Here is a 13,645-nt window from a genome sequence, read left to right as displayed (position 1 = left end):
ACGTTGTGAGTAATTGTGAAGCTAAAACATCGTCATACCCGCTTGCGGGTATCCATAGGTTTTAAACCCTTAAAAAGCTGGACTCCCGCGAGCGGGAGTGACGATGGGACTATTCAAATGGTTGCCGAGTGCTTGAGCTAAGTTAGAGTGTTTTTAAGTATTCCACCAAGGCTAAGCGCTGGTGGTGGTCGATGGGCTTTAATGTCTGCATTTTCGGTTTGCCCTGTGCATCTTTTACCGGGCGACCTCTGGCATCCAGTACAAATACCGGGGTGACACCAGCGGCGTATTCATGGCCTTTATTGGAATTGCTCGGCAGGCTGGTGTCAAACACAAACAGGCCGGGGAAGGCTTGTGGGTCACGCTGTACAACGCCTACATTGACTGCATCCAGCTCGCGGGTGCCGACCGTAAAACGATTGGGGCGGCAGGTTTTACCGCTGGCGATTTCAGCGTCGCTGCAGCTCGGCATAAACAATTCATACAGGCTTGGCACTGATCCGTTGTGTAGATAAGGTGCAGTGGCCCAAACACCATTGAGTGGGCGCGCTTTGTAGGCGGCGAGAGTCGCTGGGTTATCTTTATTCACAATCTCAAAGTCCAGGTGGCGCTCGGTCTTTTTGATCGGGTTGTCAGAAATGGATCCAATTAGGTCGTAGAGCTTTTCTGCCCAGCGGCGGATTAACCACTTATCGTGATCCGGCTCCACTAAAACTCCTTCAACTGCCGCGCTTAATGCCGGTAATACCGGGCTGGTCGCTTGAAAACGCGGTGAATTGGGTTTGAGCGGATTAATGCGATCACCCTCAAAATAGCCGGTTTTACCGGCATATTTGAGTGCGTTCATCGCCATATAAGGATCGGTGCCAATGGTCTGCAAGCTGGCGAATTGGGAGGTGATGCGGCGCTTGGGGTCGGTACGGTCGATGGCTTCATGGCAGGTGTGGCATTGGTATTCAATAAATACCTGTTTGCCCTGTGCGGCCAAGGCTTGGTTAATGGCGGGCAGTACCTTTTGCTGCGCCAACTGTTCCCAGCTTGGCGACCATAAACTCTCCAAGTGGCGCTCCATACGGGTCAGATTGCGCACCGCTACAGATGAGCGATAGCCCACGTCATGCTTCTGTTTGTTCAGATCAAATTGCGCAAATACACCCAGCGCTTCGCCGGTATTGCGCCCCAGAGGGCCTGCAAGTTCGTTATCACCCACACCGTTCCACTGCACAAAATCGTGCTGCGGGGTATCCCACAAATAGGGGTAGCTCACTGGAGCGCTGGCGGGGTTGAAATTGGGTTCGTTGGGGGTGAGGTGAGCGAGCACCCGATTGTAAATGCGCCCAAATGCATCCAACCGGCCGTAACCATAGGCGACGGATTGTTCGCCGTGGCGCGGATCATTAATTTGGTTGTAGTTGGCAATTTGCTGGGCGGTATCGGCGAGTTGCGCGCGGAAGGCGGCTTTATCTTCGGGGTATTTCCCTTGCAGGACTTTTTCGGCGAGACGCTCAAACTTGTCGGGCTGTTCCAGGCTTGCTTGTAATGCCAGCGACAGGCTTTTTAGCATCTGCTCCATATCGGCCAGAGTTGCGCCACCGTCGATGCGAATAGCAGCACCTTGATAGTTGATCTGACTGGTGTGGCATGCCGCGCAGGTGAAACCAATAAATTCCCTGCCATTGTGTTGATCTTTGACCCAGCCAACGGGCAGTCCATCAGGATTGGCAAAACTGGCTTCTTGTGGCAAGTAACGCAGCCGATTCATATTTTCATCGCTGCGAAACAGCGCTTCACTGTCGGCTGTTTCGAGGTGTAAAAAAATCTCGTAGGGGATCAGGTTAGAACCTTGAGTAACATTGTAAAACCAGAGGCTATCGGCACCGCTCCAATTTTGCTCAGGATAAACGACTCGGTCAGCGCTATCGCCAAAGCTATCTTGCTGGGTGGTTTTTGCATAGCGATCACCATCAACCAGCACGCCCTGTGACACATAAGTACATGCAGAAATTGTGCAAAGCGTTATAAGAGACAACAAAAAAGCGGAAGTGCGCAGTGTGCTGCGCAGACACAGTGGTGACATGATTATTCCTTTCTACTTGGTATGAGGGTGATACAAGCCTGATTGCGGCGATAAATACTGGCATCGCAAAACGGCGATTAAATAATAAACAAAAAATACGCTGCAATTTGAATAAATTAAGGAACTATTCAGATCCGCTGCAGCCTTAAGAGGTGACTTTACCAGATTGTCTTTATGCAGACACAGAACAGCGGGAGGATTTGTCACTGCTGTTCCCTGCAGTTGGCAATAAAGTAACAAAGTTATTCCTGAATCTACTGCTAGAGAATTGTTCATCGCTTTTGCTTGAACTGTCACAAATTGTGCGTAGACTGCCGCCTCGTCGCAGCAGAGGGACTTTTTCGGAACCGGGTGGCGAATAATCAACCAAGTGAGTGATGTGGCGATTTAACATCAACTCAACAATAAAAAGCGCAGCGGAACCTTTTATGTTGATGAATCCTTTATTTGTCGATACCTCATTACACAATCGTCTTGGGCAGGAAGTTCAACTCGGCGTCTGTCACTGTCAATATCAAGGTCGCGATTACGTGTTTGTAATGGCACCCACTCAGCAAGCTTCCAGTTTTGTCGGTAAAAATGCTGAACCCTTTGCTTTCCAATTGCGGGAAAAGTTTGCGCTGGATGCGCGTCGTCTTGAATTAATTGAAGTGCGAGATGCAAGTGATGCGACCCATTTATATCGCTGGCGCTTTGAGTGGGTAGGTAACTCACCGCTTTCGGCGCGCAGCGAAGAAATTAATTCGCCTGGCTTACGTGCGACCCTATTGCAGCTAATTGATCCAGCTCAGGCTGTTGCAGCTACAGCCTGATTTATTCTACGTTATTTTCGGCTCCATCTTTAGTTGCTGACTTTTTTGAATTGCGCCAGAACCAGTGGCGCGGCGGCTGAGTGAATTTTTCCAGCTGTTCCTGCTTGTGATTATTATCGGTAAACCAATAATAATCATGGGTGCTTTTGGGTTTAAACCAGCCGCGCACTTCTGCAATATGCTCAAGCTTTAGTTTGGGCATGCCCAATTTCCGATCCAAATTAAAACTCTGGTTCCACTGTACGAGCAAATCTCGCTTGGCGGTTGCAATAGCCAAATCTTCAGTGTCAGTTTGTATTAATTTGCAAGCAATAAAACCAATAACCGGTTCCGGCGCGTCACTGTCTATGTGGCTCGCGTTTTCAAAAAAAATATTCTCACCTGAGAGTACAACTTTGTAATACGTCATAATTTACAATCAAACTCAATCTATTTCGGCATCAATGCCATCAGCTTGCGGTGGTGGGGTTGGCATTTTATTGAACAGCTTGCTGAAATGTTGCTGCACCCGTGCAATATTCATTACCGACATGCCGCTCGAAAAACCAAACCACACATACAAACCATTTAAATTTTTAAACATCGGCGGCAAATATTTAGGCGCGGCAATTACCCCCTCTAAATGACGCTCGTACAGCAGCGGCAAATCATCCAGTGTCACCTTGCCGACAAACAGCATGGGGATAATTTCCGGCACGCCAGACTGAATTGCACTGCGAATAAAATTCACATTTTCGACAAAACCTTTTACGTAAGAGATGTCTTTGGTGAACACTGATCCGCCAGTTAAGGTGCCGCCGCGAAATACTCGTTGGGTCACACGATAACTGTCGTGCTCGCTTACGCCGCGCTCTAAAAAGTGGCGATAGACCTGACAAAAATCCGCGCCTTGTTCAGCCAAATCCACCGCGACAACCCGGTCGCTAATGCGCCGTGCGCGCTGTGGAAATGAGCTGAAGGTCAGCGTCTCCAGTAATACCGCCATGCCTTCTTGGATTGCCGTAATACGCGGCGACCCTACACTCAGCCAGGTTGCCCAAGGTTGCTCACGGCCATTGAGAGTGGTGCCTATATGCACCCAGCCCTCATGTACTTCCAGTACTTGCAAATCCAATTCAGAAAAAGAGGAGCGGCGATTCACTTTAATGCAGTCGCCACCGGCAGAGGCGTCCGACACTATGTCGTCGCTGATTTGCACGCGCACTTCACCGGCGCCGAAATAATTGGTCATGCGTGCTTGTAACGTGGTGACTGCCTCTTCTGAGCTGATGTGATTAGTGTAAGGGCGGTTTAAATGCTCCACCGCTGGCAGTGAAAAAATATGGCACAAGCGCTCACCCATTTGGCGCAGGGTTTTGCGGTCGCCACGCAGGTTGTCACTGGCGGAGCCGTACAGCTGGCGGCTGAAATGACCGAACTGATCCGTGCCTCGAAAGCGCAGCAACTCAATCACAATTTGGTACTGATCAATGGTCGCCTGCAGGATTTTGCCTAGCGCATCGTCGCGCCCCAATTGGCGGCGCACATCGTTTTTCAATTCTTTTAATAATTGGCTAACTGTATCCGGATCAAAGCCCAGCTTTTGTTGCTGATAATAATCGGCGCTCAGTGCTGGTAACTCTTTGCCTTGTTGCTCGCGAAAGCGCTGCTCCACTCCTTGCGGCCATTTAATGGCATCAAGAATACGAATAGGTTTTTGCAAGGATACCAAGCGCGTCGATAACTGCTTTAAACGCTCCAGGTAAAGAGAGTCGGTCATAACAAGGCTGCCGCATTAAACGTGCAAGAACTAACCGAATGGCTCGGCGCTGCTTTTGTGTACAAAGCCACGTGTAAACAGTGCCAGATGTTCATGCTGGGAGAGGGCGCCATTCTATCTGGTTGCTTGGCAATTGTGGCTAGAATTTGTGGGATAAGTATGTGTCGCTGGCGTCTTGCCGCATAAATCGCCAGAATGGGGGTCGCCCGATTAGGGGTGCTAATGAGGATCTATTATGTCGTTTGTTGCCTTGGAAAAATTACATTTGTTGCATGATGGCTACCGCAAGCCGGTCAGTCTGGCTGGCCATAACCTGCTTTTACTGCAAGAAAATGGCAAAACCATATTGATTAAAAACGAGTGCCCACATGCAGGTGCGGTGCTGACCTATGCAACCTGTACCGATAACGCCTTGCGTTGCCCTATGCATGGTATTCAGTTTGATTTGGCTACCGGTAATCCCACTACCCCGGCCTGTACCAGCTCACTGCAGTTTTTACCGCTTATTTATGAGGGCGGCAATGTTGGTGTTGAGCTCTCCTAAACCCTTGGAGCTGTTGTATTAAGGAGCTGTATGAAACGTTTGCTATTTAAGTCGCTTACCCTGGCATTGCTGGTATTTTTTATAGGTAACTACCTGATTTATCTCAAGACTGGCCAGATGCCATTGCGCGATATGCGCGAGCGTATGGGCGATGATTGGTGGGTGGATTTACAAGAATTGTGGTCACCCGGGCAATTGGCTGCGGATGCAAAGCAGGCGATGAAATCAGTGGCAGATAAGGTTTCCGAGCCTGAACCAGCGCCGCCCACCACAGTGTACAAGTGGACGGATGCCAATGGTCAGGTGCATTTTGGCGATAAGCCTGTCGCTAGTAATGCGGAGCAAATAGCGGTAGACACGCGCAATGCTATCTCGGCGCCGGAAGCGTCTGCTCCTATTGTTCGGCAACAGGCTGCGGCTGAGCCTAAAGCTCCAGTACAGGAATCTGCGCTTGATAAAGCTCGCGCCGCGGCTACCGCAATGCAGCAGCGAGTGCAGCAACAAGAGCAGCTGCAGTGATTATTAATAGATGAAAATTGTCTGGCGCAGTCTGTGGCGAGTTTTGAAATGGCTATTGCTGGCGCTCTTGGCCTATCAGCTGTGGTTATTTGCTCATGTTCTGGTGTGGAAATGGGTCAATCCAAGTGAAACGAGTTTTATGTCGATCCGGCTGGATGAACTGCGCGAAAAAAATCCCAAAGCGGAACTGAAGCAGCAATGGGTGGATTATGCGCATATTTCTACGCATCTAAAACGCGCTGTAGTCGCCGCTGAAGATGACCGGTTTATGCAGCATCAAGGGTTTGATTTGCGCGGTATCGAACAGGCGCTGAAAAAGAATCAGCGCAAAGGTAAATCCGTCGCAGGTGGTTCCTCCATCACCCAGCAGCTGGCGAAAAACCTGTTTTTATCGCCCTCGCGCTCTTATGTGCGTAAAGCGGAAGAGGCGGTAGTGGCACTGATGATCGAACTGGTGTGGGATAAGCGCCGGATTCTGGAGGTGTATTTAAATGTAGTGGAGTGGGGCAATGGCGTGTTTGGTGCTGAAGCCGCTGCGCGTCACTATTACAAGGTTCCCGCTGCGCAGATAGGCCCTTCGGCGGCAGCGCGTATGGCGGTGATGTTGCCCAATCCGCGTCAATACGAAAAAGCTATGCCGGCCTGGGTGGTTAAACATGCGGCGCGGGTGCAAGCGCGCATGCATCGCTCCCAAATTCCCTAATTCAGCTTGCACTTTGCTGCTGCCTTTTTGTTTGCGCTTGCCCCTTTAAATCTGCACCGCCGCATCCATATTCCCTGGCGCGGTTCTCGCCGCACTGGTTTTGCGATACAATCGCGACCCTTTCAGGGTCTTGGTATCCTTTTTAGCAAATTGTTGTAACTAAATCGTTGTTGTGACCGGGGTATAAACATGCCTATTTATGAATACCAATGTGAAGCTTGTAATCATAACCTTGAAGCGCTGCAAAAATTGAGCGATGCCCCTTTGGTGGATTGCCCAGCCTGCGGCAAGGCAGCATTGAAAAAACAAATATCAGCGGCCGGTTTCCGTTTAGCGGGCGGCGGTTGGTACGAGACCGATTTTAAATCGGGCAAGAAAAAGAATATCGCGGGTGATTCCGGCAGTGCCGGTTCATCCTCAAGTGCGAGCAGCACTACGGCCAGCTAAGTTGGCCATCGCACCAACAAACGCCTTTTCAAAATACTCTTATACAAATATCAGGAACTTGCTATGCGCAGCCAATACTGTGGCGCTTTAAATGCCTCGTTTATCGATCAAGAAGTCACTCTCTGCGGATGGGTGGATCGTCGTCGCGATCACGGTGGAGTGATCTTTATCGACCTGCGCGACCGCGAAGGTATTGTGCAAGTAGTGTTCGATCCGGATGCGAAAGAGAATTTTGCGCTGGCGGATAAAGTGCGCGGCGAATACGTATTGCAGTTGACCGGTAAAGTGCGCGCACGTGCACCTTCTACCGTTAACCCGAACATGGCGACCGGTGAGATCGAGGTGTACGGCACAGCGCTGACTATTTTGAACGAAGCGGAAACCATGCCTTTCCCCTTGGATTCTTACTCCAACGTGGGTGAAGAGACCCGTTTGAAGTATCGCTTCCTCGACTTGCGCCGCACCGAAATGCAGAAAAACCTGCGTTTCCGCAGCAAAGTGACCAGCGTTATCCGCAACTATCTGGATCGCAATGGCTTCCTCGATGTTGAAACCCCAATTCTGACTCGTGCGACCCCAGAAGGCGCGCGTGACTACTTGGTGCCATCGCGTACTCACGACGGTAAATTCTTTGCGCTGCCGCAATCACCCCAGCTGTTCAAACAATTGTTGATGGTGGCCGGTTACGACCGCTACTACCAAATCGCCAAGTGTTTCCGTGACGAGGACTTGCGTGCTGACCGTCAGCCGGAATTCACCCAGATCGATATCGAAACCTCATTCATGTCGCAAGAGCAGATCATGAACATTACCGAAGGCATGTTCCGTGAGTTGTTCAAAGACCTGATGGGTGTGGATTTCGCTGAAATCAAACACATGCCTTTCTCTGAAGCGATTGCAAAATACGGTTCAGACAAGCCGGATATGCGTATCCCGCTGGAATTGGTGGATGTTAAAGATCTGGTTACCGAAGTAGATTTCAAAGTGTTCGCCGGCCCAGCGAATGATCCAAAATCTCGCGTTACCGCATTAAAAGTACCCGGCGGTAACGAGAAGCTGACCCGTAAACAAATCGACGACTACACCAAGTTTGTCGGCATTTACGGTGCAAAAGGTTTGGCCTACATCAAGGTCAACGACAAGTCAGATTTGGAAGAAGGCTTGCAATCGCCAATCGTTAAGAACCTGCCAGTTTCCGTGCGCAAAGCAATTTTGGATCGCGTTGGTGCAGAAAACGGCGACCTGATTTTCTTCGGCGCCGACAAACACAAAGTCGTAACCGAAGCCTTGGGTGCATTGCGCTGCAAACTGGGTGCAGACCTTGAGTTGTACACCTGCCAGTGGGCGCCGCTCTGGGTGGTTGACTTCCCAATGTTTGAAGATGATGACAAAGGCGGCTGGACTTCAATCCACCACCCATTCACTTCACCTAGCTGTACTCCTGAAGAATTGATTGCAAACCCAGGTGCCGCTTTGTCGCGCGCTTACGACTTGGTATTAAACGGTACTGAATTGGGCGGTGGTTCGGTACGTATTCACTCATCGACCATGCAGCAAGCAGTCTTCCAAATTCTGGGAATTTCGCCAGAAGAGCAACGCGAGAAGTTCGGCTTCCTGTTGGATGCCTTGGCTTACGGTGCACCACCACACGGCGGTTTGGCCTTTGGTTTGGATCGTTTGATTATGTTGATGGTGGGCGCAAGCTCGATCCGCGATGTTATCGCCTTCCCCAAAACCCAAAGCGCTGCCTGTGTGATGACCGATGCACCAGGTACTGTGGACGATCTGCAATTGCGCGATCTGCATATCCGTCTGCGTAAAAAAGAAAAAGCAGTTGTTGCTGAAGATGCGCCTGAATACGGCATGTAATCTTTTGCAACATAAAAAAAGGTGGGCTTTTGCCCACCTTTTTTGTTTGTAGCAATTATGAAATTGGCACAATGCAGGTTCGGTAATGGGATTCGTATTTCAAAACCCTAGAGGCATGGATGCCGAACGGGAGCTACAAGGATGTATTTATGCGTTTTTGAAAGGCGAATCTCATTGGCGAACCGTGCAGTTGGCACTGATTTATTTGAAGTAATTATTAGCATGGGAGTTTCGAATGGCCGGACATTCCAAATGGGCAAACATGAAACACCGCAAGGCGCGTCAAGACGCCAAGCGGACCAAGATCTTTACCAAAATTATTCGCGAGCTGACTGTCGCGGCTAAAGGCGGTGCTAATCCCGCTGACAACCCGCGTCTGCGTGCGGCGGTGGATAAGGCCTATCTCAACAATCTGAAAAAAGATGTGGTCGAGCGCGCTATCGCCCGCGGCGCCGGTACCGGTGAATCCGAAGCCTATGAAGAGTTGACCTATGAGGGTTACGGCGTAAACGGTGTGGCCTTTATCGTTGAGTGCATGACCGACAATCGCAACCGCACGGCGGGCGATGTGCGCCATGCGTTCGACAAAAAAGGCGGCAACCTGGGGACTAACGGTTCCGTGTCTTATCTGTTTGCGCGCAAAGGGCAAATCAGTTTTGCTGCAGGTATAGATGAAGATGCATTGATGGAAGCCGCTTTGGAAGCGGGCGCCGATGATGTAGTCATCAACGATGACGGCTCAGCCGATGTAATGACCGCGTTTGAAGATTTCTTTCGTGTTAAGGATGCTTTGGCCGGCGCCGGATTCACTGCCGAGGCTGCCGATATAGCACTTATTCCGTCGCTGACCGTCAATCTCGATAAAGAGCATGCCGAAAAAATTCTTGCCTTGATCGACGCGCTGGAAGATTTGGACGATGTGCAAAACGTCTATACCAATGCGGATATATCGGAAGAAATTATGGAGCTAATCGGCTAATACCCGATACGCGAAAGGAAGATTTTAAGCGGGCTCTTGCCTGTCGCGTTTCAGCATGCAACACTGCGCCATAAATACTGTATATAGATACAACTATGGCGCTTATTCTTGGTATAGATCCCGGCTCCCGCAAAACCGGTTTTGGCATTATCAATGTCATCGGCAGCAAATACGAATACATCACCAGTGGTGTCATTCGCATGAGTGATGCCGATGAATTGCCCGCGCGCCTCAAAGTTATTTTTGATTCCCTGACCCAAATCATCGAACAATATTGCCCGCAAGAGATGGCGATTGAGCAGGTGTTTATGGCCAAAAATGCTTCATCAGCGTTAAAGCTGGGGCAGGCGCGGGGGGCGGCAATTGTGGCGGCGACTGCGCAGAATGTGCCGGTGTCTGAATACGAAGCGCGCAAAGTGAAACAGTCGGTGGTGGGTAATGGCGCGGCAGATAAATTACAGGTGCAGCATATGGTGAAAACCCTGTTGCGCCTTCCTGCGGCACCGCAAGAAGATGCGGCGGATGCCTTGGCCGTGGCACTCTGCCACGCTAATACTCGCGATCATTTAATCCGCATGGCGGGTTCATCGAGTTTTCGCCGTGGGCGAATTGTGTGATTGTTTTATCCTGATAGCATAAGAGACCCATTATGATCGGACGTTTGCGCGGACTTTTAATCGAAAAACAACCGCCGTTTTTATTGCTGGATGTCAGCGGTGTGGGCTATGAAGTGCAGGCGCCTATGACGACTTTTTATCGTTTGCCTGCTCTTGGTTGCGAAGTGGTATTGCATACCCACTTGTCGATTACTGAAAATTTACATCAGTTATTTGGTTTTGTTGAGCAGCGCGATCGCTCATTGTTCCGCACCTTAATTAAAGTCAATGGCGTCGGCCCCAAGTTGGCGATTGCGATTTTGTCGGGCATGGAGGCGGATGATATCGCCCGCTGTGTACGCGATGACAATATCACCGCGCTGACTAAAGTGCCGGGTGTGGGCAAAAAAACGGCTGAGCGATTGGTAATTGAATTGCGCGACCGCTTAAAAAATTGGGATATGCCGCAGAGCGATTTGCTTGCACACAGTGAAATTCAAAGTATCGCCACCGATAATGACGCCTTTGCCGAGGCAGAGAGTGCGCTGATCGCGCTGGGCTACAAACCGGTAGATGCAGCCAAAATGATCTCGCTGGCAGCCAAACAAAAACCGGAAGCCAGTAGTGAAGAATTGATTCGCATGGCGCTGCGCTCAATCGCTGGATAAATAAGCTACTGAATAAAAGCTGCGCCGAATAATTTTCAGGATTAACTATCGATGATTGAAACGGATCGCCTGATCGCCCCCGCTGCCAAAGAGCGCGAAGACCATCTTGATCGCACTGTGCGCCCCAAATCTCTGGCTGATTACGTGGGGCAACCTGCGGTGTGCGAACAGATGGAAATTTTTATCGGCGCCGCTAAAAAACGCGGTGAAGCGCTGGATCACACCCTGGTGTTTGGGCCACCCGGTTTGGGCAAAACCACACTCGCCAATATTATCGCCAACGAAATGAATGTCTCGCTTAAAAGCACTTCCGGCCCGGTGTTGGAAAAGGCGGGAGATTTGGCCGCATTACTTACCAATCTTGAGCCGGGCGATGTGTTGTTTATCGATGAAATTCATCGCTTGAGCCCAGTGGTGGAAGAAATTCTCTACCCGGCGATGGAAGATTTTCAGCTGGATATTATGATCGGCGAAGGCCCAGCTGCGCGCTCAATCAAATTGGATTTGCCGCAATTTACTTTGGTCGGTGCCACAACCCGCGCGGGGTTGCTGACCTCACCATTGCGCGATCGTTTTGGTATTGTTCAGCGTCTGGAGTTTTATAATGTCGCCGATCTCACTCATATAGTGGCGCGCTCTGCGGCGCTATTGGGGGTGAAAATGGATATAGAAGGTGCTGCGGAAGTGGCCAAGCGCTCGCGCGGCACTCCGCGTATTGCCAATCGTTTATTGCGCCGCGTGCGTGATTACGCCGAGATGAAAGGCGATGGCACGGTGACTGCGCAAATGGCTGACAATGCATTGAATATGCTGAATGTCGATGAGCGCGGTTTTGATCATATGGATCGCCGGCTATTAACGGCAATGATGAATAATTTTGATGGCGGCCCGGTCGGTGTGGAAAGTTTGGCCGCTGCGATTAGTGAAGATCGCGGAACTATTGAAGATGTAATAGAGCCCTATCTAATTCAGCAAGGTTTTATGGCACGCACACCGCGCGGTCGAATTTTAACCAATAATGCTTATATGTATTTTGGTGTGCCTATACCAAAGCGTTTGCAGGAATCTGCGGAATAAATCAGTTATGCAGCCATTTAGTATCCCGCTGCGAGTTTATATAGAAGACACCGATGCGGGCGGTATCGTTTATTACGTCAATTATCTGAAGTACATGGAGCGTTCTCGTACAGAATTTTTGCGCAGTTTGGGCTATGATAAGCCCGCAATTTTGGAGGGTGGTCTGTTATTGGTTGTGCATGCTGCACAAATCAACTACCGCCGTCCTGCGCGGCTCGATGATCAGCTGCAAGTAACGGCAGAAATTGAGAAGTTAGCGCGCACCTATACCGAGTTTAAACAGCAAGTATGGCGTGGTGATGAGTTGTTGTGTGAGGGAGTAATTCGCATCGCCTGTGTGGATGCTAATTCCATGAAGCCCAGCGCTCTGCCTGTCGCCATGCATCAACAGCTGAATCATTTTTTTCACAGTCAAACAGAAAGAGTTAATTAATACTATGCCAGAAACCAAGCAAAGCCTGTCCATTCTGCACCTCATTGTTGAGGCCAGTTTTTTAGTACAAATGGTCATGCTAATTTTATTTTTGGCATCCGTTATATCCTGGGTGATGATTTTTCAGCGCGAAATCTATCAACGAAAGGCTTCTGCAGCCTTTGATTTTTTCGAAAAGCAATTTTGGTCGGGTATTGATCTCAACCAACTTTATCGCCAGGGCAATGGACGCAATGAAGTTGTTGAGGGCATCGAAAATATTTTTCGTGCCGGATTCAAAGAGTTCACCCGCCTGCGCCAACAAGCTGGAGCCGACTCTGATGCGGTGATGGAGGGTTCTATGCGTGCGATGCGCGTAGCATTGGCGCGCGAAGAAGAAAAGTTGGAAGAAAATTTGCCATTCCTCGCCAGTGTTGCGTCGGTAAGCCCATATGTCGGGTTGTTTGGTACCGTGTGGGGCATCATGGTGTCTTTCCTTAATATCGCCAATGCTGGTCAGCCGAGTCTCGCTACTGTTGCGCCAGGGATTGCTGAAGCCTTGATTGCAACGGCTATGGGCTTATTTGCGGCCATCCCCGCGGTATTGGCCTACAACAAGTTCTCCGCGCGCGCCGAAAACCTGTTGAGTAACTATCGCACCTTTGCGGAAGAATTCTCCGCAATTTTGCATCGCCAAGTTCACAGCAAGTAACGCTGTTTTTACGTTTATTGGAAACAGGTTAAAGCCATGTCAGGATTTGGTCCACCCATCAAAAAGAAGCTCAAAGCGGAAATCAATGTGGTTCCGCTAATCGACGTTATGTTGGTGCTATTAATTGTATTTATGATTGCCGCACCCATGATGACACAGGGTATTAAAGTCGAGTTGCCGCAGGCCGCATCAGAGCCAGTTGAAAGTAAAGAAGATGATCCTATTACTGTGTCAGTAAAAGCAGATGGCGGCTTCTATATAGATCTGGCTGGCGACCCTGAAAAACCGCGTCCATTGGCAGAAATCAAATCAATCGTCAGTAAGGTTCTGGCAGAAAAGCCGAATACCTTGGTGTTTGTTCAAGGCGACAAAAAAGTTGAATATGGTGTGATTGTCAACTTAATGGGTGAGTTAAAACTGGCTGGCGCGCCGTCGGTTGGCTTGATTACGGAGCCTCCGCGCTAGGTTTTT

At 49.8% G+C, this 13,645-nt stretch carries 16 protein-coding genes; 13 read left to right on the top strand and 3 right to left on the bottom strand.

Features of this window, described 5'->3' with window-relative positions; all coding sequences use genetic code 11:
- Window positions 1-142: 142 nt before the first annotated feature.
- A complete protein-coding gene (locus AWU77_RS17360) occupies window positions 143-2,077 on the bottom strand; it encodes a di-heme-cytochrome C peroxidase (protein ID WP_238582510.1) in 1,935 nt (644 codons plus the stop codon).
- Between the two features lie 428 nt (window positions 2,078-2,505).
- On the opposite strand from AWU77_RS17360, the gene AWU77_RS17355 reads away from it, so the two are divergent.
- Window positions 2,506-2,889: a hypothetical protein gene (locus AWU77_RS17355; protein ID WP_062066361.1), complete on the top strand. Its 384-nt coding sequence runs from the start codon at window positions 2,506-2,508 to the stop codon at window positions 2,887-2,889.
- 1 nt (window position 2,890) lies between these two features.
- On the opposite strand, the gene AWU77_RS17350 is transcribed toward AWU77_RS17355, so the two are convergent.
- Both AWU77_RS17350 and AWU77_RS17345 read right to left on the bottom strand, forming a co-directional pair.
- Window positions 2,891-3,298 carry a hypothetical protein gene (locus AWU77_RS17350; RefSeq protein ID WP_062066359.1) on the bottom strand — a complete coding sequence of 136 codons (408 nt, stop codon included), beginning with the start codon at window positions 3,296-3,298 and terminating at the stop codon, window positions 2,891-2,893.
- A gap of 15 nt (window positions 3,299-3,313) precedes the next feature.
- Window positions 3,314-4,648 carry a flavohemoglobin expression-modulating QEGLA motif protein gene (locus AWU77_RS17345; RefSeq protein ID WP_062066356.1) on the bottom strand — a complete coding sequence of 445 codons (1,335 nt, stop codon included), beginning with the start codon at window positions 4,646-4,648 and terminating at the stop codon, window positions 3,314-3,316.
- Window positions 4,649-4,883: 235 nt separating this feature from the next.
- Here AWU77_RS17345 and AWU77_RS17340 point away from each other — a divergent pair, with 235 nt between their 5' ends.
- The 12 genes from AWU77_RS17340 to tolR all read left to right on the top strand — a co-directional run bounded on the left by AWU77_RS17340 (window position 4,884) and on the right by tolR (window position 13,639).
- Window positions 4,884-5,192 (top strand): Rieske (2Fe-2S) protein, encoded by a 309-nt coding sequence (locus AWU77_RS17340; RefSeq protein ID WP_062066344.1) that lies wholly within the window; start codon window positions 4,884-4,886, stop codon window positions 5,190-5,192.
- Between the two features lie 30 nt (window positions 5,193-5,222).
- Complete coding sequence (locus tag AWU77_RS17335) at window positions 5,223-5,711, top strand: DUF4124 domain-containing protein (protein ID WP_062066342.1); 489 nt, start codon at window positions 5,223-5,225, stop codon at window positions 5,709-5,711.
- Window positions 5,712-5,721: 10 nt separating this feature from the next.
- Window positions 5,722-6,414, top strand: coding sequence for a monofunctional biosynthetic peptidoglycan transglycosylase (gene mtgA / locus AWU77_RS17330; RefSeq protein ID WP_062066338.1), 693 nt, complete (start codon window positions 5,722-5,724; stop codon window positions 6,412-6,414).
- A gap of 189 nt (window positions 6,415-6,603) precedes the next feature.
- On the top strand, window positions 6,604-6,861 hold the full coding sequence (locus AWU77_RS17325; RefSeq protein ID WP_062066335.1) for an FmdB family zinc ribbon protein: 258 nt from the start codon (window positions 6,604-6,606) through the stop codon (window positions 6,859-6,861).
- 63 nt (window positions 6,862-6,924) lie between these two features.
- Window positions 6,925-8,730, top strand: coding sequence for an aspartate--tRNA ligase (gene aspS / locus AWU77_RS17320; RefSeq protein WP_062066332.1), 1,806 nt, complete (start codon window positions 6,925-6,927; stop codon window positions 8,728-8,730).
- A gap of 235 nt (window positions 8,731-8,965) precedes the next feature.
- Complete coding sequence (locus tag AWU77_RS17315; RefSeq protein ID WP_062066329.1) at window positions 8,966-9,709, top strand: YebC/PmpR family DNA-binding transcriptional regulator; 744 nt, start codon at window positions 8,966-8,968, stop codon at window positions 9,707-9,709.
- A gap of 95 nt (window positions 9,710-9,804) precedes the next feature.
- On the top strand, window positions 9,805-10,326 hold the full coding sequence (gene ruvC, locus AWU77_RS17310) for a crossover junction endodeoxyribonuclease RuvC (protein ID WP_062066325.1): 522 nt from the start codon (window positions 9,805-9,807) through the stop codon (window positions 10,324-10,326).
- A gap of 32 nt (window positions 10,327-10,358) precedes the next feature.
- The gene (gene ruvA, locus AWU77_RS17305) at window positions 10,359-10,973 is read left to right on the top strand and encodes a Holliday junction branch migration protein RuvA (protein ID WP_062066322.1); all 615 of its coding nucleotides are present in this window, start codon (window positions 10,359-10,361) and stop codon (window positions 10,971-10,973) included.
- Between the two features lie 51 nt (window positions 10,974-11,024).
- Window positions 11,025-12,050 carry a Holliday junction branch migration DNA helicase RuvB gene (gene ruvB, locus AWU77_RS17300; RefSeq protein WP_062066319.1) on the top strand — a complete coding sequence of 342 codons (1,026 nt, stop codon included), beginning with the start codon at window positions 11,025-11,027 and terminating at the stop codon, window positions 12,048-12,050.
- A 7-nt stretch (window positions 12,051-12,057) separates the two neighbouring features.
- Window positions 12,058-12,483 (top strand): tol-pal system-associated acyl-CoA thioesterase, encoded by a 426-nt coding sequence (ybgC, locus tag AWU77_RS17295; protein ID WP_062066316.1) that lies wholly within the window; start codon window positions 12,058-12,060, stop codon window positions 12,481-12,483.
- A gap of 4 nt (window positions 12,484-12,487) precedes the next feature.
- Complete coding sequence (gene tolQ / locus AWU77_RS17290; RefSeq protein WP_062066313.1) at window positions 12,488-13,174, top strand: protein TolQ; 687 nt, start codon at window positions 12,488-12,490, stop codon at window positions 13,172-13,174.
- A gap of 36 nt (window positions 13,175-13,210) precedes the next feature.
- Window positions 13,211-13,639 (top strand): protein TolR, encoded by a 429-nt coding sequence (tolR, locus tag AWU77_RS17285; RefSeq protein ID WP_062066311.1) that lies wholly within the window; start codon window positions 13,211-13,213, stop codon window positions 13,637-13,639.
- The last annotated feature ends 6 nt before the right edge of the window (window positions 13,640-13,645 follow it).

Origin of the sequence: Cellvibrio sp. OA-2007 (genome assembly GCF_000953825.1) — a bacterium.
Lineage (GTDB): Bacteria > Pseudomonadota > Gammaproteobacteria > Pseudomonadales > Cellvibrionaceae > Cellvibrio.
This window is presented reverse-complemented; position numbering and strand designations above follow the sequence as displayed.